Source organism: uncultured Cellulomonas sp. (assembly GCF_963527515.1).
Taxonomy (GTDB): domain Bacteria; phylum Actinomycetota; class Actinomycetes; order Actinomycetales; family Cellulomonadaceae; genus Cellulomonas.
The window spans coordinates 1-21901 of sequence record NZ_CAURTV010000001.1; the positions used below are offsets into that span (position 1 = coordinate 1).

20 protein-coding genes are annotated in these 21901 nt (G+C 72.3%); 6 read left to right on the forward strand and 14 right to left on the reverse strand.

The window, feature by feature from the left end:
* Positions 1-150: 150 nt before the first annotated feature.
* The 5 genes from scpB to RYN42_RS00025 form a co-directional block, all read right to left on the reverse strand.
* Positions 151-801: an SMC-Scp complex subunit ScpB gene (scpB, locus tag RYN42_RS00005; RefSeq protein WP_315092664.1), complete on the reverse strand. Its 651-nt coding sequence runs from the start codon at positions 799-801 to the stop codon at positions 151-153.
* Positions 798-1721, reverse strand: coding sequence for a segregation and condensation protein A (locus tag RYN42_RS00010; protein WP_399552358.1), 924 nt, complete (start codon positions 1719-1721; stop codon positions 798-800). Before RYN42_RS00010 ends, scpB begins: the two co-directional genes overlap by 4 nt.
* Complete coding sequence (locus tag RYN42_RS00015) at positions 1705-2520, reverse strand: AAA family ATPase (RefSeq protein ID WP_315092879.1); 816 nt, start codon at positions 2518-2520, stop codon at positions 1705-1707. The genes RYN42_RS00010 and RYN42_RS00015 overlap by 17 nt, the downstream gene beginning before the upstream one ends.
* 115 nt (positions 2521-2635) lie before the next feature.
* On the reverse strand, positions 2636-3577 hold the full coding sequence (locus RYN42_RS00020) for a site-specific tyrosine recombinase XerD (protein ID WP_315092665.1): 942 nt from the start codon (positions 3575-3577) through the stop codon (positions 2636-2638).
* Between the two features lie 2 nt (positions 3578-3579).
* Positions 3580-4572 (reverse strand): heme o synthase, encoded by a 993-nt coding sequence (locus RYN42_RS00025; protein WP_399552346.1) that lies wholly within the window; start codon positions 4570-4572, stop codon positions 3580-3582.
* Positions 4573-4862: 290 nt separating this feature from the next.
* Here RYN42_RS00025 and tkt point away from each other — a divergent pair, with 290 nt between their 5' ends.
* The 5 genes from tkt to pgl all read left to right on the forward strand — a co-directional run bounded on the left by tkt (position 4863) and on the right by pgl (position 12136).
* The gene (gene tkt, locus RYN42_RS00030) at positions 4863-7034 is read left to right on the forward strand and encodes a transketolase (RefSeq protein WP_315092666.1); all 2172 of its coding nucleotides are present in this window, start codon (positions 4863-4865) and stop codon (positions 7032-7034) included.
* Between the two features lie 62 nt (positions 7035-7096).
* Positions 7097-8239, forward strand: coding sequence for a transaldolase (gene tal / locus RYN42_RS00035; protein WP_315092667.1), 1143 nt, complete (start codon positions 7097-7099; stop codon positions 8237-8239).
* The gene (gene zwf / locus RYN42_RS00040) at positions 8236-9777 is read left to right on the forward strand and encodes a glucose-6-phosphate dehydrogenase (RefSeq protein WP_315092668.1); all 1542 of its coding nucleotides are present in this window, start codon (positions 8236-8238) and stop codon (positions 9775-9777) included. Before tal ends, zwf begins: the two co-directional genes overlap by 4 nt.
* Positions 9774-10691 (forward strand): glucose-6-phosphate dehydrogenase assembly protein OpcA, encoded by a 918-nt coding sequence (locus RYN42_RS00045; protein ID WP_315092669.1) that lies wholly within the window; start codon positions 9774-9776, stop codon positions 10689-10691. Before zwf ends, RYN42_RS00045 begins: the two co-directional genes overlap by 4 nt.
* Positions 10688-12136 carry a 6-phosphogluconolactonase gene (pgl, locus tag RYN42_RS00050; RefSeq protein ID WP_315092670.1) on the forward strand — a complete coding sequence of 483 codons (1449 nt, stop codon included), beginning with the start codon at positions 10688-10690 and terminating at the stop codon, positions 12134-12136. Before RYN42_RS00045 ends, pgl begins: the two co-directional genes overlap by 4 nt.
* Before the next feature lie 67 nt (positions 12137-12203).
* Here the strand turns inward: pgl and RYN42_RS00055 are convergent, their stop codons facing one another.
* From RYN42_RS00055 to uvrC, 9 genes are all read right to left on the reverse strand, one after another.
* On the reverse strand, positions 12204-12551 hold the full coding sequence (locus RYN42_RS00055) for an RNA polymerase-binding protein RbpA (RefSeq protein WP_056094567.1): 348 nt from the start codon (positions 12549-12551) through the stop codon (positions 12204-12206).
* A 10-nt stretch (positions 12552-12561) separates the two neighbouring features.
* Positions 12562-12804, reverse strand: coding sequence for a preprotein translocase subunit SecG (secG, locus tag RYN42_RS00060; protein ID WP_315092671.1), 243 nt, complete (start codon positions 12802-12804; stop codon positions 12562-12564).
* A 155-nt stretch (positions 12805-12959) separates the two neighbouring features.
* Positions 12960-13754 carry a triose-phosphate isomerase gene (gene tpiA / locus RYN42_RS00065; RefSeq protein ID WP_315092672.1) on the reverse strand — a complete coding sequence of 265 codons (795 nt, stop codon included), beginning with the start codon at positions 13752-13754 and terminating at the stop codon, positions 12960-12962.
* 3 nt (positions 13755-13757) lie between these two features.
* Entirely contained in the window at positions 13758-14957 is a 1200-nt protein-coding gene (locus tag RYN42_RS00070) for a phosphoglycerate kinase (RefSeq protein WP_315092673.1), read from the reverse strand.
* A 117-nt stretch (positions 14958-15074) separates the two neighbouring features.
* Positions 15075-16079 (reverse strand): type I glyceraldehyde-3-phosphate dehydrogenase, encoded by a 1005-nt coding sequence (gene gap / locus RYN42_RS00075; RefSeq protein WP_315092674.1) that lies wholly within the window; start codon positions 16077-16079, stop codon positions 15075-15077.
* A gap of 221 nt (positions 16080-16300) precedes the next feature.
* Positions 16301-17281, reverse strand: coding sequence for a DNA-binding protein WhiA (gene whiA / locus RYN42_RS00080; protein WP_315092675.1), 981 nt, complete (start codon positions 17279-17281; stop codon positions 16301-16303).
* A gap of 50 nt (positions 17282-17331) precedes the next feature.
* Positions 17332-18309 carry a uridine diphosphate-N-acetylglucosamine-binding protein YvcK gene (gene yvcK / locus RYN42_RS00085; protein WP_315092677.1) on the reverse strand — a complete coding sequence of 326 codons (978 nt, stop codon included), beginning with the start codon at positions 18307-18309 and terminating at the stop codon, positions 17332-17334.
* Positions 18306-19250 carry an RNase adapter RapZ gene (gene rapZ, locus RYN42_RS00090; RefSeq protein ID WP_315092678.1) on the reverse strand — a complete coding sequence of 315 codons (945 nt, stop codon included), beginning with the start codon at positions 19248-19250 and terminating at the stop codon, positions 18306-18308. The genes yvcK and rapZ overlap by 4 nt, the downstream gene beginning before the upstream one ends.
* Positions 19247-21274, reverse strand: a complete 2028-nt coding sequence (uvrC, locus tag RYN42_RS00095) for an excinuclease ABC subunit UvrC (protein WP_315092679.1) — start codon at positions 21272-21274, stop codon at positions 19247-19249. The genes rapZ and uvrC overlap by 4 nt, the downstream gene beginning before the upstream one ends.
* Before the next feature lie 73 nt (positions 21275-21347).
* Between uvrC and RYN42_RS00100 the strand changes: the two genes are divergently transcribed.
* Positions 21348-21854, forward strand: coding sequence for an OsmC family protein (locus RYN42_RS00100; protein WP_315092680.1), 507 nt, complete (start codon positions 21348-21350; stop codon positions 21852-21854).
* Positions 21855-21901: the final 47 nt, after the last annotated feature.

A 21901-nucleotide genomic window follows, 5' to 3' on the forward strand; every position in this document is an offset into this window, starting at 1 on the left:
ACCCGCCGGCACCGCTCGAGCTGCCGCCGCTACCCCCTCGGTACCCGCCGGCGCTGCCACCCCGGCTGGCGCCGGAGCCGCTGCTGCCCCGCGGCGCACCGCTCCTGCCGCCGGACTGGCCGGCGCCCCCTGACCGTCGTTCCTGCGGGCTCATCTGATGTCTCCGATCGCCTGGTCGACACCCTCGAAGGAGTCGATGTCCGGCAGGTAGGGCGCGAGCGGGGGCATCTCGTCCAGGCTGGACAGCCCCATCCGCTCCAAGAAGTATCCCGTGGTCTGGTAGAGCACGGCACCGCTCGACGGATCCGTGCCCACCTCGGCGACGAGTCCGCGCGTGGTCAGCGTGCGCACGACGCCGTCGACGTTGACACCGCGCACCGCCGACACCTGCCCGCGCGTCACGGGCTGGCGGTAGGCGATCACGGCGAGCGTCTCCAGGGCGGCCTGAGTCAGGCGGGCGGTCTGCCCCTCCAGCACGAACCGTCCGACCACGTCCGCGTAGACCGGTGCCGAGTAGACCCGCCAGCCGTCTCCCGCGCGCCGCACCTCGAACCCGCGCGGGCGGCCGCCGGTCTCCCCGCGGTACTCGCGAGCCAGCTCGTCGAGCAGCGCCTCGACCCGCGCGGTGGGCAGCGCCAGCACCGTCGCCAGCCGCACGGCCGGGATCGGCTCGTCGGCCACCATGAGGACGGCCTCGAGGGCTGCCAGGGCACCGCCGGGCAGGTCGTCGACGTCGAACGCGAGCTCGTCGGCCGCAGCCGACTCTCCTTCCACCGCGTCGTCACCGGTCTGCTCGGTCATCGGTCGTCCTCCTCGGGTGCCCCGTCACGGGCACGTTCTGCGTCGAGCGTGGTGTCGAGCGTGGTGTCGAGCGTGTCGAAGTCGTCGGACACCTCGATCTCCCCCTCCTCGGCGCCGGTCCACCGCACGGTGAGCTCGCCCAGCGGGGTGACCTGGTCGAACGCGACGGCGCCCTCCCGGAACAGCTCGAGCAGAGCCAGGAACCGGGCGACGATGACCACGGTGGCGTCGGCGTCGGCGGTCAGTGCGCGGAACGACATCGCCCCGCCGTGCCGCAACCGGTCCACGAGCACGGCGGCCTGCTCCCGGACGCTGACGGCGGGCCCGTGCAGGTGGCTGATGTCGACGCCGGGCGGGGCAGCCTTGGGCTGCTCGGCCTTCGCCGCCAGCTGCGCCAGCTGCTCCGGGCCGATCTGCCAGACGAGCTCGGGCAGCAGGGCGGCCAGGTGCGGCTCGAGCGAGACCAGCCGGGGGTACCGGCGACCCTCCGTAGCGAACCGCTCCGCCAGGTCCGCGGCGACCAGCTTGTACGCGCGGTACTGCAGCAGGCGGGCGAACAGGAGGTCGCGGGCCTCGAGCAGCTCCAGGTCCTCGGCGTCCTCGACGTCGGCGGACGGGAGCAGGCGCGCGGCCTTGAGGTCGAGCAGGGTGGCCGCGATGACCAGGAACTCGCTGGCCTGGCCGAGGTCCCACTCCTTCTCGGCGCCGCGGATGTGCGCGATGAACTCGTCGGTGACCTGCGCCAGCGCGACCTCGGTGATGTCGAGCTTGTGCTTGGCGATCAGCCCGAGCAGGAGGTCGAACGGGCCGCTGAAGTTGGTGAGGTGGACCTCGAAGGCCTGGGTGCCCACGGGCGCGCTCGTCGCGCCCGTGGCGGGCTGCTCGGGCGGGACCGCGCGCTCGTCAGGCGGCGTCGCCACGGGCGACGAGCTCACGAGCCAGCTGACGGTAGGCCGCCGCACCGGAGTGCGTCGGTGCGTAGGTGGTGATCGGCTCCGCGGCCACCGTGGCGTCGGGGAACTTCACCGTGCGGCTGATGACGGTGTGCAGCAGCGTGTCCCCGAACGCCTCGTTCACGCGCGCCACGACCTCGCGGGCGTGCAGCGTGCGGGGGTCGTACATGGTCGCCAGGATGCCGTCGACCTCGAGGCGAGGGTTCAGCCGGTCGCGGACCTTCTCGATGGTCTCCACCAGCAGCGCGACGCCGCGCAGGGCGAAGAACTCGCACTCCAGCGGGATGAGCACGCCGTGCGCGGCGGTGAGGGCGTTGACCGTCAGCAGGCCGAGCGAGGGCTGGCAGTCGATCATCACCAGGTCGTAGTCGTCGAGGATCGGGCGCAGCGTCCGCGCGAGCACCGACTCGCGGGCCACCTCGCCCACCAGCTGCACCTCGGCGGCCGACAGGTCGATGTTGGCCGGCAGCAGGTCCAGACCGGGCGTCGCGGTGTGCTGGATGATCGAGCGGATGTCCGCGTCGCGCTCCATGAGCAGGTTGTAGACGGTCCGGTCCAGCTCGTGCGGGCTGATGCCCAGACCGACCGACGCGGCACCCTGGGGGTCGAAGTCGACGATCAGCACCTTGCGGCCGTACTCGGCCAGGGCGGCGGCCAGGTTGATGGTGGTCGTCGTCTTGCCGACCCCGCCCTTCTGGTTGCACAGGGCGATCACGCGAGCCGGACCGTGCGAGGCGAGCGGCGGCGGTTCGGGGAACACGGGCATCGGCCGCCCGACGGCGTCGAGCTGCGGGTCGGTCGTCTGCTGGCTCACCACGCGGGACAACCTACCGGAGCACGGCGCGGGTTGACCCCGCGACAGACCGACGCGGGCGCGATGCTCATCGGGCCCGCGGGTGGGAGGCCGCGTAGACCTCGCGGAGCGTGTCCGGGGTGACCATCGTGTAGATCTGCGTCGTCGTCACCGACGCGTGCCCGAGCAGCTCCTGGACCACCCGGACGTCGGCGCCGCCGGCCAGCAGGTGCGTCGCGAACGAGTGCCGCAGGGTGTGGGGAGAGATGTGCTCGGCGCCCGCCAGCCCCGCACGCTCGGCCGCGACGCGCAGCACGGCCCAGGCGCTCTGCCGGCTCAGGCGGGCGCCCCGGGTGTTGAGGAACACCCCCGGGGAGCCGCCCCTGCTGCCGACGGCCAGCGCGGGCCGCGCGCGGACCAGATACGCCTCCAGCGCCTCCAGCGCGTACGTGCCCAGCGGCACCACGCGCTCCTTGCTGCCCTTGCCGAACAGCCGGACCGCGGCGCGTCCGGGCGTGCGGTCGACGTCGTCGACGTCCAGCCCGACCGCCTCCGAGATGCGCGCCCCGGTGCCGTAGACCAGCTCGAGGAGCGCTCGGTCGCGCAGGGGAACGGGTCCGTCGCCCAGCCCCGCCGCGTCCAGCAGCCGCTCGACGTCCCCGACGGAGATCGCCTTCGGCAGCCGTTTGGGCTGGGCCGGCGGCTTCACAGCTCGCGCCGGGTCGAGACCGGTCACGCCGTCCAGCAGGAGGAACTTGTGCCAGCCGCGCACCGCGACGACGATGCGGGCCGCCGACGACGCCGACAGCGCGGTACGCCCGTCGGACCCCGTGCGCACGGCGAGCAGGAACTCCTCGACGTCCTCCTCGGTGACATCGACCGGGTCCGTGCAGCCGCGTGCGCCGAGGAACGCCGCGTACCGCGTGAGGTCGCGGCGGTAGGCCAGCAGGGTGTTCGCGGACAGACCGCGCTCGACCGTGAGATGGGCGAGGTAGAGCTCGAGCGCCGAGTCGACCCGGGTGGCGGTCACGCTCACAGGGGCAGGAACACGTCCACCGCGATCGCGACGGACAGCAGCGTGAGGTAGGTGATCGACGCGTGGAAGACGCTCATCGCGCGCAGCTTGCCCGCCTCCGGGTGCTCCGCGCGGCGCAGCAGGCCGATGCACGACCACAGGAACCACAGGCCGAGGCCTAGGGCGACGACGCCGTACACCCAGGTCATGCCCTGCACCGGCACCAGCAGCAGCGAGCACGCGATCATCGCGATCGTGTACGCGATCATCTCCCGCGCGACCTTGGTGTCCTTGGCGACGACCGGGAGCATCGGCACGCCTGCCGCGGCGTAGTCCTTGCGGAACTTCATGGACAGCGGCCAGTAGTGCGGGGGCGTCCAGAAGAAGATGACCCCGAACAGCAGCGCCGCGGTCCAGGAGACGCCGCCGGTGACCGCCGACCAGCCGATGAGCACGGGCATGCAGCCGGCAGCACCGCCCCAGACGATGTTCTGCGGCGTGCGGCGCTTGAGGATCATGGTGTAGCCGACGACGTAGATGAGGATCGCCGCGGCGGTCAGCCAGGCCGAGGCCGGGTTGACCACGAGCGCCAGCCAGGCCAGGGACAGGACGCCGAGCACGAGCCCGAAGACCAGGGCAGCGCGCGGCGAGACCTCGCCCGTCACGATCGGGCGCCGCTTGGTGCGGTTCATGATCTTGTCGATGTCGCGGTCGAGGTAGCAGTTCAGCACGTTGGCCGCGCCGGCCGCGGCCGCGCCGCCGACGAGCGTCGCGACGACCAGCCCGAACCCCGGGAAACCGCCCTGCGCCAGGATCATCGTCGGCACGGTGGTGACCAGCAGGAGCTCGATGACGCGCGGCTTGGTCAGCGCGACGTAGGGGCCGACCGTGGCGCGCAGCCGCGCCAGGGGTCCGCGCGGTGCGACCGTGACCGCCGTCGGCTCTGCCCCCGGGGTCGACGCGGACGACGCTCCGGCGTCATCGACTGTCAGGGGGCTGCTCAGGCGCACGCGCTGCGGTTCCGTTCGTTCTCCGGGCCGGGGTAGGACTTTCGGCCATGCTACGGCCTGCACCTGCGTGGGAGGCGACCCGGCGGCCGGATCGTGCGGCGCGACCGTGTGAGTTCGGTCGCTCCGCGCGGATGGTCACGCCCGGCGCCGTCCCCCGGGTGCGCTATAAGGTCGGTGAGCACGGTCCGACGACCGCCGCGACGGCGCGACGTCCCCCTGCCCGGCATCCCGACGCGGGTGCCGACTCGTCGACGACACCCGGCCACCAGCCCGGGTGGAAATGAGGTGCGGTGAACGCGAAGGCTCCCCTGGCCGAGACGGTCGGATGGACGGACCTCGACCTGCGGGCGGTGGACACCGTGCGTGTCCTGGCCGCCGACGCGGTCGAGAAGGTCGGCAACGGTCACCCGGGGACGGCGATCAGCCTCGCCCCGGCGGCCTACCTGCTCTACCAGAACGTCCTGCGGCACGACCCGGCCGACCCGCACTGGCTCGGGCGTGACCGGTTCGTCCTGTCCGCCGGCCACTCCAGCCTCACGCAGTACATCCAGCTCTACCTGGCCGGCTTCGGCCTGGAGATCGAGGACATCGAGGCGCTGCGGACCTGGGGCTCCAAGACCCCCGGCCACCCCGAGTTCCGGCACACGACCGGGGTGGAGATCACCACCGGTCCCCTCGGTCAGGGCCTCGCCTCCGCCGTCGGCTTCGCGATGGCCGCGCGGCGCGAGCGCGGCCTGCTCGACCCTGAGGCCGCCCCGGGCACCAGCCCGTTCGACCACCACGTCTACGTCATCGCCTCCGACGGGGACCTGCAGGAGGGCGTCACCAGCGAGGCGTCGTCCATCGCCGGCACCCAGGAGCTGGGCAACCTCATCGTGCTGTGGGACGACAACCACATCTCGATCGAGGGTGACACCGAGATCGCCTTCACCGAGGACGTCGTCGCGCGCTACGAGGCGTACGGCTGGCACGTGCAGTTCGTGGACTGGACCGGCGGCCCCGACGGCTACCGCGAGGACGTCGACGCGCTGCACGCGGCGATCGAGGCGGCCAAGGCCGTCACCGACCGTCCGTCGTTCATCGGCCTGCGCACGCTCATCGCGTGGCCGACGCCCACCAAGACCAACGACCACTCCTCGCACGGGTCCAAGCTGGGCGGCGACGCGATCCGCGGCCTCAAGGAGCTCCTCGGCTTCGACCCCGAGAAGGCGTTCGAGGTCGCTCCCGAGGTCCTCGAGCACACGCGTGGGCTGTCGGCGCGCACCGCCCCGGCCAAGGCGGAGTGGCAGAGCGGCTTCGACGCGTGGCGCACCGCCAACCCCGAGAACGCCGCGCTGCTGGACCGGCTCGTCGCCGGGGAGCTGCCCGACGGCTGGGTCGACGCGCTCCCTGTGTTCCCCGCCGGCAAGTCCGTCGCCACCCGCGCGGCCTCCGGCGAGGTGCTCAGCGCGCTGGCCCCCGTGCTGCCCGAGCTGTGGGGCGGTTCCGCCGACCTCGCCGGCTCGAACAACACGACGATGAAGGGCGAGCCGTCCTTCATCCCGGCCAAGCGCTCGACGCACGAGTTCGCGGGCGACCAGTTCGGCCGCACCCTGCACTTCGGCATCCGCGAGCACGCCATGGGCGCGATCCTGTCGGGCATCCGGCTGCACGGCCTCACCCGGCCCTACGGCGGGACGTTCTTCACGTTCAGCGACTACATGCGCGGCTCGGTCCGGCTCGCCTCGCTCATGGGGGTGCCCGCCATCTACGTGTGGACGCACGACTCCATCGGTCTCGGCGAGGACGGCCCGACCCACCAGCCGATCGAGCACCTCGCCGCCGTGCGCGCCATCCCCGGCCTGTCGGTTGTCCGTCCCGCGGACGCCAACGAGACGGCGGCAGCCTGGGGAGCGATCCTCGCCCGCACCGACGGCCCGGTCGGCCTCATCCTCACTCGGCAGAACGTCCCGACGTTCCCGCGCGGCGAGGACGGCTTCGCGACGACCGAGGGTGTCGCGCGCGGCGCGTACGTCCTGCTCGACGCGAGCACCGGCACGCCCGACGTCGTCCTGGTCGGCACCGGGTCCGAGGTCCAGCTCGCCGTCGCGGCGCGCGAGACCCTCGAGGCCGCCGGCGTCGCGACGCGTGTGGTCTCGGCTCCGTCGCTCGAGTGGTTCGCCGAGCAGGACGAGGAGTACCGCGAGTCGGTGCTGCCGTCCTCGGTGCGCGCCCGGGTGTCCGTCGAGGCGGGCATCGCGCTGTCGTGGCACAAGCTCGTCGGCGACGCCGGCCGGTCAGTGTCCATCGAGCACTACGGGGCCTCGGCCGACGCCGAGACCCTCTTCCGCGAGTTCGGCTTCACCGCCGAGGCGGTCGTGGCGGCGGCGCACGAGTCGATCGCCGCAGCCGCGGCCGGTGCCGGACCCGCCAGCACGGCGTCCGTGCCCACGGAGAGCGGGACGGGCGACCAGAAGGCCTGAGTTCGCAGGTGCGCGCCGGCCCCGTCGTCTCGGGGCCGGCGCGCGGAAGAAGGGGATCGACCATGGCACCGAGCAGCACCCCTCTGGCACGCCTGGCGGACGCCGGCGTCGCGATCTGGCTCGACGACCTCTCGCGGGAGCGCCTGCGTACCGGCAACCTCGCGGAGCTCGTCTCCGACAAGGGCGTGGTCGGGGTGACCACCAACCCGTCCATCTTCGCCAGCGCCCTGTCCAAGGGCGACGCCTACGACGAGCAGCTGCGCGAGCTCGCCGCGGCCGGTGCCGACGTGGACGCGGCGGTCTTCCGCATCACCACGGACGACGTCCGGCAGGCGGCCGACGTGCTGCGTCCGGTGTACGACGCGACCGGGGGTGTGGACGGTCGGGTGTCGATCGAGGTCGACCCGCGCCTGGCCAAGGACACCGACGCCACCGTCGAGTCGGCGAAGTCCCTGTGGTCCACGGTGGACCGGCCCAACGTCTTCATCAAGATCCCGGCCACCCTGGAGGGCCTGCCGGCGATCACGGCAGTGCTCGCCGAGGGGATCAGCGTCAACGTCACGCTGATCTTCTCCCTGGAGCGGTACGGCGCCGTCCTCGACGCGTTCCAGAGCGGGCTCGAGCAGGCGCGGGCCAACGGGCACGACCTGCCCCCCATCGAGTCGGTGGCGTCCTTCTTCGTCTCGCGCGTGGACGCGGCGGTCGACCCGCGGCTGGACGCGATCGGGACACCGGAGGCGGCTGCGCTGCGCGGCAAGGCGGCGATCGCGAACGCACGGCTGGCGTACGGCCTCTACCAGGAGGTCGTGTCCGCCGACCGGTGGGCCGCGCTGGCCGCGGCCGGGGCGCACCCGCAGCGGCCGCTGTGGGCGTCCACCGGCGTCAAGGACAAGGCCTACCCGGACACGCTGTACGTCGACGAGCTGGTGGTGGCCGGCGTCGTCAACACGATGCCCGAGGCGACGCTGAACGCCGTCGCGGACCACGGCGGGGACGGCAGCGACACCGTCACCGGCACCCGCGCGGAGTCGGAGGCGGTCATCGCCGGGCTGCGCGACCTGGGCATCGACATCGACGAGGTCACCGAGCAGCTGGAGGTCGAGGGCGTGGACAAGTTCACGGCGAGCTGGGGCGAGCTGCTCGACACGGTCGCGAACGGCCTCCTGGGTGCCGCCAGGCAGAACGACTCCGGGGGCGCCCGGTGAGCCCGAGCAAGGTCTCCGCGGGTCACAACCCGCTGCGCGACCCGCGCGACCGGCGCCTGCCCCGCATCGCCGGCCCGTGCGGCCTGGTGATCTTCGGAGTCACGGGTGACCTGGCCCGCAAGAAGCTTATGCCCGCGGTCTACGACCTCACCAACCGCGGGCTGCTCCCGCCGGGCTTCGCGCTCACCGGCTTCGCGCGCCGCGACTGGGCGACACAGGACTTCGCGCAGATCGTGCACGACTCGGTCAAGGAGCACGCCCGGACGCCGTTCCGCGAGGCAACCTGGCGGCAGCTGTCCGAGGGCATCCGGTTCGTGCAGGGCACCTTCGACGACGACGACGCCTTCGACCGGCTGCGTGACACCGTCGAGGAGCTCGACGTGTCCCGCGGCACGGGCGGCAACCACGCGTTCTACCTGTCCGTCCCGCCCAGCGCGTTCCCGGTGGTGTGCAAGCAGCTGGCCCGCTCCGGGCTGTCGCACCCCGCGGACGACACCTGGCGGCGCGTCGTCATCGAGAAGCCGTTCGGCCACGACCTGGCCAGCGCCCGCGAGCTCAACGACATCGTGTCCGACGTCTTCCGGCCGGACGACATCTTCCGCATCGACCACTACCTCGGCAAGGAGACGGTCCAGAACCTGCTGGCGCTGCGCTTCGCCAACCAGCTGTACGAGCCCATCTGGAACGCGAACTACGTCGACCACGTCCAGATCACCATGGCCGAGGACATCGGCATCGGGGGGCGCGCCGGCTACTACGACGGCATCGGCGCGGCCCGCGACGTGATCCAGAACCACCTGCTGCAGCTGCTCGCCCTCACGGCCATGGAGGAGCCGGCGTCGTTCGACGCCCACAGCCTCACCGCGGAGAAGGTCAAGGTCCTGTCGGCGGTCAAGCTGCCGCGCGACATCGGCAAGCACACCGCCCGCGGGCAGTACGCCGCCGGCTGGCAGGGCGGCGAGAAGGTCGTCGGCTACCTCCAGGAGGAGGGCTTCAACCCGGAGTCCACCACCGAGACGTTCGCCGCCATCCGGGTGGACATCGACAACCGCCGCTGGGCCGGGGTGCCGTTCTACCTGCGCACCGGCAAGCGGCTCGGCCGGCGCGTCACCGAGATCGCCGTCGTGTTCAAGCGTGCGCCGCACCTGCCGTTCGAGTCGACCGCCACGGAGGAGCTGGGCAAGAACGCCCTGGTCATCCGCGTGCAGCCGGACGAGGGCGTGACGCTGCGGTTCGGCGCCAAGGTGCCGGGCACCGCGATGGAGGTCCGGGACGTCACGATGGACTTCGGCTACGGGCACGCGTTCACCGAGTCCTCCCCCGAGGCCTACGAGCGGCTGATCCTGGACGTCCTGCTCGGCGACCCGCCGCTGTTCCCGCGGCACGAGGAGGTCGAGCTCTCCTGGAAGGTGCTCGACCCGATCACCGCGTACTGGGCCAAGAACGGTCGGCCTGACGAGTACCGGTCCGGCACCTGGGGGCCGGAGTCCGCGGACAAGATGATGGCGCGCGACGGACGGACCTGGAGGCGGCCATGATCATCGAGATGCCGGACACCACCACCCGGGACATCAACAAGCGGCTGCTCAAGGAGCGCGACGAGGGCGGCGCCATCGCCCTGGGCCGCGTGCTGACCCTCATCATCCCGGTGGGGGACAACGACCCGGACGAGGCTATCGACGCGGCCAACGACGCCAGCCGCGAGCACCCCTGCCGCGTCATCGTCATCGCGAACGACACCACCGACCGCGCGTCGAACCTGGACGCGCAGATCCGCCTCGGGGGTGACGCGGGCGCCAGCGAGGTGCTCGTCCTGCGCCCCTCCGGCCAGCTCGAGCGCCACCTGGACACGCTCGTCATCCCGCTGCTGCTGCCGGACGCACCCATCGTCGCGTGGTGGCCGTACGAGATCCCCGAGGACGTCGCCGAGCACCCGATCGGCCGCATGGCCGCCCGGCGCATCACCGACTCCACGCAGGTCGCCCGGCCGAACGCGGCGCTGCGCAAGCTGGCCCTGCACCATGTCGACGGCAACACCGACCTGGCGTGGACGCGGGCCACCCTGTGGCGCGGCCTCATCGCGGCCACGCTGGACCAGCCGCCGTTCGAGCAGGTGCAGAAGGCAGTCGTCGTGGGCGAGAGCACGCACCCGTCCGTCGACCTCATGGCCGCGTGGCTCGCCTACGCCCTCAGGTGCCCGGTCGAGATCGAGCGGGTCAAGGACGCGCCCGCGATCACCCAGGTGCGCCTCGAGCGCAGCTCCGGGGACATCGTGCTCGACCGACCCGACGGCAAGACGGCCGCCCTGCGCCAGCCCGACCAGCCGGAGCACCGCATCGCACTGCCCATCCGCCAGCTGCGCGAGTGCCTGGCCGAGGAGCTGCGGAGGCTCGACGCGGACGAGGTGTACGGCGAGGTGCTGATCAAGGGGCTGGCGAGGATCGACGCATGACCCGGGACGTCGTCGTCCACCCCGACGCCCGGGTGCTGGCGGAGGCGGCGGCGGCGCGGCTGCTCACCCACCTGGTCGACGTGCAGTCGCACCGCTCCCCCGTCCACGTGGTGCTCACCGGCGGCACGGTCGGCATCGCCACGCTGGCCGCCGTCGCGGCGAGCCCGGTGCGGGACGCGGTCGACTGGTCCGGCGTGCACCTGTGGTGGGGCGACGAGCGGTTCCTGGCCGACGGCGACCCCGACCGCAACGAGACGCAGGCGCGCGGCGCGCTCATCGACGCGCTGGGCGACGCCCTGCCCGCCGCCAACGTGCACGCGATGCCCGCGCGCAGCGACGACGTGCCGACGCCCGAGGCGTCCGCCGAGGCCTACGCGGCGGAGCTGGCGGCGGCGGGCTCGCCGGCGTTCGACGTGCTGATGCTGGGCATGGGTCCCGACGGGCACGTGGCCTCCCTGTTCCCGGGACACGAGGCCCTCACCGTGACGGGCCGCCCGACGATCGGGGTGCACGGCTCCCCCAAGCCACCGCCGGAGCGCGTCTCGCTGACCTACGACGCGATCCGCGGCGCCCGGGAGGTCTGGGTGGTCGCGGCCGGCTCCGAGAAGGCCGCAGCCGTCGCCTCCGCCCTGCGCGGGGCACCCGTCGAGACGACGCCGGCCGCGGGCGCGCTCGGCACCGAGCGGACGCTCTGGCTCGTCGACGTCGCCGCCACGGAGGGCCTCGGCACCCCGTCCGCGCTCTCGACGACCGCAGCCGCCTTCCCCGCCCCGGAGCGGACGCCGGCCGACCTGTGGGGCAGCGTCGACGAGTACTTCGCCGCCCTCGTGCCCGAGGACGACGCCCTGTCGGCCACCCGCCGCGCCGCCGCCGACGGTGGACTGCCCGACATTGCGGTCACCGCCCAGCAGGGCAAGCTCCTGCACCTGCTCGCGCAGGCCGTGGGCGCCCGGCGCATCCTCGAGATCGGCACGCTCGGCGGCTACAGCACCCTGTGGCTCGCTCGGGCCCTGCCGGCGGACGGTCGTCTGACAACGCTGGAGATCGACCCGGAGCACGCCCGCGTGGCCACCGACTCCTTGGCGGCCGCGGGCGTCGGCGAGCTGGTGGACCTGCTCGTCGGGCCCGCCGCCGAGACGCTCGACGCGCTCGCCGCGGACGCCACCCCGCCGTTCGACCTCGTGTTCATCGACGCGGACAAGCAGTCGATCCCCCGCTACCTCGAGCAGACGCTGGCCCTGACGCGACCCGGCTCGGTGGTCGTGGTCGACAACGTCGTGCGGGGCGGTGCGGTCGTCGAGGCGGGCCACCCGGACGAGCGGGTCCAGGGCGTGCGAGCGATGGTCGAGCTGCTCACCGACCACCCGCGCTACGACAGCACGATCGTCCAGACGGTCGGGAGCAAGGGCCACGACGGCTTCGCGCTCCTGCGGGTCCGCGACTGAGCCCTGACGACAGCGAAGGCCCCCTGCAACCCTGCAGGGGGCCTTCCTGTCGTCTCGTCTCGCTGAGTCAGCCGCCGCGCTTGGCGCGCAGGGCCGCGAGTGCCTCGTCGAGGATCGCGGCGCCGTCCTCGTCGGACCGCCGCTCCTTCACGTAGGCGAGGTGCGTCTTGTACGGCTCGTTCTTGGACGGCGACGGAGGGTTCTCCTGGTCCTGCCCGGCGGGGAACCCGCAGCGCGGGCAGTCCCACGTCACCGGCGCCTCGAGGGCGGCCTCCTCGGCGAAGCTGGGCCGCGTCTCGTGCCCGTTGGCACACCAGTATGAGACCCACACGCGCGGGGCCGTGTCGCCACGCTCGGCCTCGCCCATGGGGCCCGCACCGACCCGTGACCCCCTGATCGCGCTCCCGCTCGCCATCGCTACCGCCTCAGGCCGTGCGCTCGATGAGGCCGAGCAGGACGATGATCGCCGTCCAGACCAGCGCGGTGCCGATGGTGATGCGGTTCAGGTTCCGCTCAGCGACGCCGGAGCTGCCCGCGCTGCTCGTGATGCCACCGCCGAACATGTCGGAGAGGCCACCACCCTTGCCCTTGTGCAGCAGGACGAGCGGGACGAGCAGGAGGCTGGTCAGCACCAGCAGCACCTGGAGGGCGATACGAAGGCCAGTCACGTCGGTGTCAGTTCCTTACTGGGCGGGCACGTCGCGCAGGTGGAGCGTGCGACGGTGCGGTGGACCGCGGTACAGGGTAGGCGACGAGTGGGGCGATAAGCCACCACCGTGCCCGGGCGGGTTCCGCGGTGTCCACGGAACCCGCCCCGCGGCAGTCAGAGACCGACGGCGTGCGACTTGTAGCGCGCGATCGCGGCGAACTCCTCGGGGTCCAGGCTCGCGCCGCCGACGAGCGCGCCGTCGACGTCGGGCTTGGCCATGATCGAGGCGACGTTCGACGACTTGACCGAGCCGCCGTAGAGCACGCGGACGGCGTCGGCCGTCTCGGCGTCGTACAGCTCGGCGATGCGTGCCCGGATGGCCGCGGCCAGCTCCTGGGCGTCCTCGGGGGTCGCCGTCTCGCCGGTGCCGATCGCCCAGACGGGCTCGTAGGCCACGACGATCGTCTTGACCTGCTCGGCCGTGAGGCCGGCGAGGGCGCCGTCCAGCTGGGCCAGCGTGTGCGGGACGTGCTCACCGGCCTTGCGGACGTCGAGCACCTCGCCGACGCACAGGATCGGGACGATGCCGGCGCCGAGCGCCGACGTCACCTTGGCGTTGATGAGCTCATCGGACTCGTTGTGGTACTCACGGCGCTCCGAATGACCGATCGCCACGTAGGTGACGCCCAGCTTGGCCAGGAACAGCGGCGAGATCTCGCCGGTGTAGGCGCCCGACGCGTGCGCCGAGACGTCCTGCGCGCCGTAGACCAGCTCGAGCTTGTCGGCGTCGACCAGCGTCTGCACGCTGCGCAGGTCCGTGAACGGCGGCAGCACGCAGACCTCGACGGACGAGTAGTCGTGCTTGGCGTCCTTGAGCGTCCAGGCGAGCTTCTGCACGGTGTGCGTCGCCTGGTGGTGGTCCAGGTTCATCTTCCAGTTGCCCGCCATCAGCGGGGTGCGAGTGGTCAACGCTCAGTCCTCCAGAACCGCGATGCCGGGGAGCGTCTTGCCCTCGAGGAACTCGAGGCTCGCGCCACCACCGGTCGAGATGTGTCCGAACCCGGCCTCGTCGAAGCCGAGCGTGCGCACGGCCGCGGCGGAGTCGCCACCGCCGACGATGGTGAAGCCGCCGTTGGTGCCGGCGTCGACCAGCGCCTGCGCGACGGCACGCGTGCCGGCGGAGAACGCCTCGAACTCGAACACGCCGGCCGGGCCGTTCCAGACCACGGTCTTGGCGTCGACGATCTTGCTCGCGAACAGCGCGCTCGACTCGGGCCCGATGTCGAGCCCGATCTTGCCGTCCGGGATGGCGTCGGCCGCGACGACCTGCGCCGGGGAGTCGGCCTTGAACTCGTCGGCGACGACGATGTCGGTGGGCAGGACGATCTCCACACCGGCCTCCTCCGCCTGCGCCAGGTAGCCCTTGACGGTCTCGATCTGGTCCGCCTCGAGGAGCGAGCCGCCCACCGAGTAGCCCTTGGCCGCGAGGAACGTGAAGAGCATGCCGCCACCGATGAGCAGGCGGTCCGCCTTGGTCAGCAGGTTGGCGATGACGCCGAGCTTGTCGGAGACCTTGGAGCCGCCGAGCACGACCACGTACGGCCGCGCCGGGTCGTCCGTCGCCTTGCGCAGCGACGCGACCTCCTTGAGGACCAGCTGGCCGACCGCGTGCGGGAGCACCTGCGCGACGTCGTAGACCGACGCCTGCTTGCGGTGCACGACGCCGAAGCCGTCGGACACGAAGACGTCCGCCAGCGCAGCCAGCTCACCGGCGAGCTCGGCGCGCTCGGCGTCGACCTTGGACGTCTCACGCGGGTCGAAGCGGATGTTCTCCAGCAGGCCGATCTCGCCGTCCTGCAGCGCGGCGACGGTCGCCTTGGCCGAGTCGCCGACGACGTCGGTCGCCAGGGCGACCGGCTGGCCGAGCAGCTCGGAGAGGCGGTCCGCGACGGGCTTGAGGGAGTACTTGTCCTCCGGCGCGCCCTTGGGGCGGCCGAGGTGGGCCATCACGACGACGCGCGCACCGGCGGCGAGGAGCGCCTGCAGCGTCGGGAGGGCCGCGCGCACGCGGCCGTCGTCCGTGATGGTCGTGCCGTCGAGCGGCACGTTGAAGTCGGAACGGACCAGGACGCGCTTGCCGCGCAGGTCACCGAGGTCCTCGAGGGTCTTCATGGGAGCTCCTACCTTGACTCGATCGGGGGCGGACACGGCTGCGTCCGCGTGCGCCGCGACCTCGGGGGCCGGGACGCACGCGGACGCATGACCGTCACTGCTGGTGCAGCGGAGACGTCAGAGACGCTCGCCCACGTAGTTCGTCAGCGCGACGAGGCTGTTCGAGTAGCCCCACTCGTTGTCGTACCAGGCGATGATCTTGACCAGGTCGCCGCTCACCTTGGTGAGCTTGGAGTCGAAGATGCTCTGGTGCGGGTTCGTGACGATGTCGCTCGACACGATCTCGTCCTCGACGTACTCGAGGATGCCCTTGAGGGGGCCGTCGGCGGCGGCCTTGACCGCAGCGTTGACCTCCTCGACGGTGACCTCGCGCGAGGCCGTGAACGTCAGGTCCGTGGCGGAGCCGGTGATGACGGGCACGCGCAGCGCGAAGCCGTCGAGCTTGCCCTTGAGCTCCGGGAGCACGAGCGCCACGGCCTTGGCCGCACCGGTCGAGGTCGGGACGATGTTCTGCGCCGCGGCGCGCGCACGACGGAGGTCCTTGTGGGGGCCGTCCTGCAGGTTCTGGTCACCCGTGTAGGCGTGGATCGTGGTCATGAGGCCACGCTCGATGCCGATCGAGTCGTTGAGCGCCTTGGCCACCGGGGCGAGGCAGTTCGTGGTGCACGACGCGTTGGAGATGATGTGCTGCGTCGCGGCGTCGTAGTCGGTGTGGTTGACACCGACGACGAACGTGCCGTCCTCGTTCTTCGCCGGGGCGGAGATGATGACCTTCTTGGCGCCGGCCTCGATGTGGGCCTTCGCCTTGGTGGCGTCCGTGAAGAAGCCGGTCGACTCGATCACGATGTCCGCACCGAGCTCGGCCCACGGCAGCTTGGCCGGGTCCCGCTCCTCGAGCGCACGGATCTTCTTGCCGTCGACGATGATGTTCTCGTCGTCGAAGTCGACGCTCAGCGGGAAACGGCCCAGCACGGTGTCGTACTTGAGCAGGTGCGCGAGCGTCTTGTTGTCCGTGAGGTCGTTCACGCCGACGATCTCGATGTCGGCACCGGAAGCCAGGATGGCCCGGTAGAAGTTACGCCCGATACGGCCGAAGCCGTTGATACCGACGCGGATGGTCACTTGCCCTCCTCGGCAGCGCCGACGAGGGGCCGGCGCACACATTTTGGTGATGGGGTCACGCACGCCGCTGTGCGCTCCGGACGTCGGCGGCATAGGCAAGTTCTCGTGCCCAACACATGACCGTCGTGTGACGTTCGGATGACATGAACCCTATACCAGTGACCGGGCTCACGCGGTGACGAAGGTCCCCCGTGAGACGCCCCGGACCGTGATGTCCCAGGTCAGAGATCGAGCAGGTCAGGGCTGAGCCCGGCCTCGGTGTCGGGGATCCCGAGCTCGACCGCGCGCTTGTCCGCCGTGGCCAGCAGGCGCCGGATCCGCCCGGCGACCGCGTCCTTGGTCAGCGTCGGATCGGCCAGCTTGCCCAGCTCCTCCAGCGACGCCTCCTTGTGCGCCAGGCGCAGCTCGCCCGCCTCGCGCAGGTGCTCCGGGAGCTCGTCGCCGAGGATCTCGAACGCCCGCTCCACCCGTGCGCCGGCGGCCACAGCTGCGCGGGCGGACCGGCGCAGGTTGGCGTCGTCGAAGTTGGCGAGCCGGTTGGCGGTGCCGCGGACCTCGCGCCGGACGCGGCGTTCCTCCCAGACGAGCATGGTCTCGTGGGCGCCCAGCCGGGCGAGCATGGCGCTGATCGCGTCCCCGTCGCGGATGACGACGCGGTCGATGCCGCGGACCTCGCGCGCCTTCGCCGCGATGCCGAGCCGGCGCGCGGCGCCGACGAGCGCCAGCGCCGCCTCCGGACCCGGGCACGTGACCTCGAGCGCGGACGAGCGACCGGGCTCGGTGAGCGACCCGTGCGCGAGGAACGCACCGCGCCACGCGGACTCCGCCTCGGCGACCCCCGCCGACACGACCTGCGGGGGCAGCCCACGCACCGGGCGGCCCCGGTTGTCCAGGAGGCCGGTCTGCCGGGCGAGGGACTCGCCGTCCTTGACCACGCGCACCACGTACCGGCTGCCGCGGCGCAGGCCACCGCCGGACACCACGATGATCTCGCTCTCGTGCCCGTAGACCTCGGAGATCGCCTGCCGCAGCCGACGGGCGGCGATGCCCGTGTCCAGCTCCGCCTCGATGACGATCCGGCCCGAGATGATGTGCAGGCCACCCGCGAACCTCAGGGTGGCGGAGACCTCGGCCTTCCGTGAGGACGTCTTGTCCACCTTCAGACGGGCGAGCTCGTCCTTCACCTGTGCCGTCAACGCCATGGGGTGCATCCTGCCATTGCTAGACGCGTGTCCGGGACCGGTCGCGTCACCTACTCGGGTGGCTTCGCGCGGGTGCCGACGTCCCCGAGGAAGCCCTCGACCACGTCGGAGTAGGCCCCGGCGAGCCGCAGCGGGTCGTGCCGCGCCGTCCCGTCGCCGCGGCTGACCTGCCGCAGCAGCAGGCGGGCGCCCAGGTCCGCGGTCCGCGCGGCCAGCGCGGTCACGTTCTCGACCGCCGTCGGGTCGGCCACCACCGCGTCGACCCGGAGCTCCGGTGCGTGGGTGAGGAGGACCTCGAGGTATTGGTCCGCGCGCATGCCGGCGGTCTCCCCCGACTCGCCCGACGCCAGGTTGAGCGTCACGATCGTGCGGGCCCGCGCCCGGGCGAGGGCGTCGCGCAGACCGGGCACCAGCAGGTGCGGGAGCACCGAGGTGTACCAGGACCCCGGTCCGAGGACGATCCAGTCGGCCGCCTCGATGGCCGCGACGGCCTCCGGGCACGCGGGCGGGTCCGGCGGTTCCAGGCGCACCTGGGAGACCGTCCCGGAGGTGACGGCGACCGCGCTCTGCCCGACGACGCGCCGCATCGTCCCGGCGCCGTCGTCCACGTCCGCCTCGATCAGCAGCGGCACGGACGACATGGGCAGCACCCGGCCGCGCGCACCCAGCAGCCTGCCCACCCAGTCGAGGCCCTCGACGGTGTCGCCGAGCAGCTCCCACAGAGCGACGATGAGCAGGTTCCCGACCGCGTGCTGGTCCAGGTCCCCCGACGAGCTGAACCGGTGCTGCAGCACGTCGCGCCACGTCCGGCCCCAGTCGGAGTCGTCGCACAGTGCGGCCAGGGCCATCCGCAGGTCGCCCGGCGGCAGCACGCCGAGCTCGTCCCGCAGGCGCCCGGAGGAGCCCCCGTCGTCCGCGACCGTGACCACCGCGGTGATCCGGTCGGTCATCAGGCGCAGCGCGGACAGCGAGGCCGACAGGCCGTGGCCACCACCGAGCGCGACGACGGCCGGAGCGCTCGCCCTCATTCCTTGCCGAGGTCGCGGGCGGACACGGCGACCAGGTGCCCCCGTTCCCGCAGCCTCGCAGCGATGGCCTCGCTGATGGCGACCGAGCGGTGCTTGCCGCCCGTGCAGCCGACCGCGATGGTGGCGTACCGCTTCTCCTCGTTGAGGTACCCGGCAAGCACCGGCTCGAGGGCGTCGACGTACCGGTCGATGAACGTGATCGCCCCCGGCCTGCCGAGCACGTAGTCCCGGACGGGCGCGTCGAGCCCGGTGAGGTGCCGCAGCTCAGTGATCCAGTAGGGGTTGGACAGGAACCGCACGTCCACCACGTGGTCGGCGTCGAGCGGCAGCCCGTACTTGAACCCGAACGAGACGACCGAGATCCGCAGCGCCTCCTCGGCGCCGCCGGCGACCACGGAACGGACCTCCCGCGCCAGGTCGTGCACGTTGAGGTCGGAGGTGTCGATGAGGGTGTCCGCGCGCTCCCGCAGGTCGGCGAGGATCGCGCGCTCCTCCGCGATGCCGTCGAGGATGCGCCCCTGGCCCTGCAGGGGGTGCGGGCGGCGCACCTGCTCGTACCGCCGGACCAGCACCTCGTCGGACGCGTCGAGGAACAGGATCCGGTACTCCACGCCGGACTCCCGCAGCCCCGCCAGCACGGGCGCCAGGTCCTGGAAGAACTCCCCGCCGCGCACGTCGATCACCGCAGCGAGCCGCTGGGCCCGGACACCCGCAGGGCCGCTGGTGAGCATGCCCACGAGGTGCGTGAGCATCTGCGCGGGCAGGTTGTCGACGACGTACCAGTCGAGGTCCTCCAGGACGGCGGCCGCGCGCGTGCGCCCGGCGCCGGACATCCCCGTGATGATCAGGACCTGCGGCTGGCTCAGGTGGGGTGCCTCGGTGGCCGCCTCGAGGGCAGGGATCCCGGCGGGCACCGTGATCGGCGAAGGCTCGTCGCTCATGCGTCCAGCATGCCAGCCGACTCGGTGACCGGCTCCGACGCCACCGGCGCGGCGAGCGCGGCGACGACGGCCGCTGCCGTCCGGTCCCCCATCCCCTGGACCGAGGCGATCTCCTCGACGGAGGCGGCCCGCAGGCGCTTCACGGACCCGAAGTGCCGCAGCAGCGCCGCCTGCCGCGCCGGTCCGAGGCCGGGAACACCGTCCAGCACGGACGTCGTCATGCCCTTGCTCCGACGCCTGCGGTGCGCGGTGATGGCGAAGCGGTGGGCCTCGTCGCGCAGGCGCTGGAGCAGGTACAGGCCCTCCGAGCTGCGCTGCAGGATCACGGGGTACTCCTCCCCCGGCAGCCACACCTCCTCGAGCCGCTTGGCCAGCCCGACGAGCGCGACGTCGTCGATGCCGAGCTCGGCCATCGCCGCTGCAGCGGCGGCGACCTGCGGCGGACCGCCGTCGACCACGATGAGGTTCGGCGGGTACGCGAACCGCACCGGCTTGCCCGTGACCTCGTCGATCGGCCCCGACCGCAGGGGCTGGCCGTCGTCGTCCTCGCCGATGCCCAGCTCCACGTCGCGTGCGTCGGAGCGCTCCGCCAGGTACCGGCGGAACCGCCGCGTGATGACCTCGTGCATCGCCGCGGTGTCGTCGCGCGCACCCTGCCCCTCGGGTCCGCGGATGGTGAACAGGCGGTACTCGCTCTTGCGCGCGAGCCCGTCCTCGAACACCACCATGGACGCCGACTGGTAGGTGCCCTGGTTGTGCGACACGTCGTAGCACTCGATGCGCAGCGGCGCCGAGGGCAGGTCCAGCGCCTCCTGGATCTCCTGGAGCGCCTGGCTCCGGGTGGTCAGGTCCCCGGCCCGACGTGTCCGGTGCAGGACGAGCGCGTGCTCGGCGTTGCGGTGCACGGTCGCCGCCAGCTCCCGCTTGTCGCCGCGCTGCGGGATGCGGACGGACACCCGGCTGCCGCGCAGGCCCGTGAGCCACGCCTGCACCTGGTCGACGTCGGGCGGAAGCACGGGCACCAGCACCTCGCGCGGGACCGCCGACGACCCCGCTCCTGCTCCGTCGGCACGCCCGCCTGTTTCCGCCTCGCTTCCGTAGATCTGCTGCAGCAGGTGCTCGACCAGCTCCGCGTCCGTGACGTCCTCGACCTTCTCGACGACCCAGCCGCGCTGCCCGCGGATGCGGCCGTCACGCACGTGGAAGACCTGCACGGCCGCTTCCAGCTCGTCACCGGCCAGCGCGAAGATGTCCGCGTCCGTGCCGTCGGCGAGCACCACGGCGTTCTTCTCGGTCGCCCGCTCGAGGGTCGCGATGTCGTCCCGCAGCCGTGCCGCCCGCTCGTAGTCCAGCTCGGTCGCCGCCTCCTTCATGCGGGCCGTGAGCCGGCGCGTGAACTTGGCCGTGTCCCCCGCCATGAAGTCGCAGAAGTCCCTGGCCAGCTGGTGGTGGTCGTCGGGCGAGATCCGTCCGACGCAGGGCGCCGAGCACTTGTCGATGTACCCCAGCAGGCACGGCCGGCCTTGCTGGTGCGCGCGCTTGAAGACACCGGCGGAGCACGTGCGGACCGGGAACACGCGCAGCAGCAGGTCGACGGTCTCGCGGATCGCCCACGCGTGCGCGTACGGGCCGAAGTAGCGGGTGCCCTTGCGCTTGGCGCCGCGCATCACCTGGATCCGCGGGAACTCGTCCGCCAGCGTCACGGCCAGGTAGGGGTACGACTTGTCGTCGCGGTACTTCACGTTGAACCGCGGGTCGAACTCCTTGATCCAGGAGTACTCCAGCGCCAGGGCCTCGACCTCGTTGCCGACCACGGTCCACTGCACCGACGCCGCGGTGGTCACCATCTGGCGGGTGCGTTGGTGCAGACCGGACAGGTCCTGGAAGTACGACGAGAGGCGCGAGCGGAGGCTCTTGGCCTTGCCCACGTAGATGACGCGGCCGTGCTCGTCGCGGAAGCGGTAGACGCCCGGCGAGTCGGGAATCTCCCCGGGCGCGGGACGGTACGTGGCGGGATCAGCCATGCGGTCGAGCGTAGTTCGCAGCACCGACGTCACCGAACGCACGGACCCCGACCGACGCCGCTACCGTGGGCGGATGGGCCCCCTGCACACGTACTCCGTCGACCTCACCTGGACCGGTGCCGGCCGGACCGGGACGTCGAGCTACACCGCGTACAGCCGCGACCACGAGGTGCGGATCGGCTCCAAGCCGCCGCTGCCCGGCTCCGCGGACCCCGCGTTCCGCGGGGACCCGGCGCGGTACAGCCCGGAGGAGCTGCTGGTCAGCGCGCTGGCGCAGTGCCACATGCTCTGGTTCCTGCACCTCGCGTCCGCGGCGGGCGTGGTGGTCGTCGGGTACGAGGACCAGGCGGTCGGCACCATGCGGGTCGAGGCCGCGGGGCACGGTCAGTTCCGGGAGGTCGTCCTGCGACCGCGGGTGACCCTCGCTGCAGGCGCGCACCTGCCGACCGGCAGCGCGGTGACCGACGCGGTCCTGTCCGGGATCCACCACCAGGCGCACGAGCACTGCTTCATCGCGCGCTCGGTCAACTTCCCCGTCCGGCACGAGCCGGTCCCGGTGCGGGTGGCCGTCGCGCACTGAGCTCGTCGCGCACTGAGCTCGTCGCGCACGGAGCCCGTCGCGCACCG

Coding starts and splice junctions, on each gene's coding strand:
- scpB (WP_315092664.1), bottom strand. CDS start 801: ATGACCGAGCAGACCGGTGACGACGCGGTGGAAGGAGAGTCGGCTGCG.
- yvcK (WP_315092677.1), bottom strand. CDS start 18,309: ATGAGGGCGAGCGCTCCGGCCGTCGTCGCGCTCGGTGGTGGCCACGGC.
- RYN42_RS00100 (WP_315092680.1), top strand. CDS start 21,348: ATGGGCCCCCTGCACACGTACTCCGTCGACCTCACCTGGACCGGTGCC.
- whiA (WP_315092675.1), bottom strand. CDS start 17,281: ATGGCGTTGACGGCACAGGTGAAGGACGAGCTCGCCCGTCTGAAGGTG.
- uvrC (WP_315092679.1), bottom strand. CDS start 21,274: ATGGCTGATCCCGCCACGTACCGTCCCGCGCCCGGGGAGATTCCCGAC.
- RYN42_RS00045 (WP_315092669.1), top strand. CDS start 9,774: ATGATCATCGAGATGCCGGACACCACCACCCGGGACATCAACAAGCGG.
- pgl (WP_315092670.1), top strand. CDS start 10,688: ATGACCCGGGACGTCGTCGTCCACCCCGACGCCCGGGTGCTGGCGGAG.
- RYN42_RS00055 (WP_056094567.1), bottom strand. CDS start 12,551: ATGGCGAGCGGGAGCGCGATCAGGGGGTCACGGGTCGGTGCGGGCCCC.
- RYN42_RS00015 (WP_315092879.1), bottom strand. CDS start 2,520: ATGCCCGTGTTCCCCGAACCGCCGCCGCTCGCCTCGCACGGTCCGGCT.
- tal (WP_315092667.1), top strand. CDS start 7,097: ATGGCACCGAGCAGCACCCCTCTGGCACGCCTGGCGGACGCCGGCGTC.
- RYN42_RS00070 (WP_315092673.1), bottom strand. CDS start 14,957: ATGAAGACCCTCGAGGACCTCGGTGACCTGCGCGGCAAGCGCGTCCTG.
- rapZ (WP_315092678.1), bottom strand. CDS start 19,250: ATGAGCGACGAGCCTTCGCCGATCACGGTGCCCGCCGGGATCCCTGCC.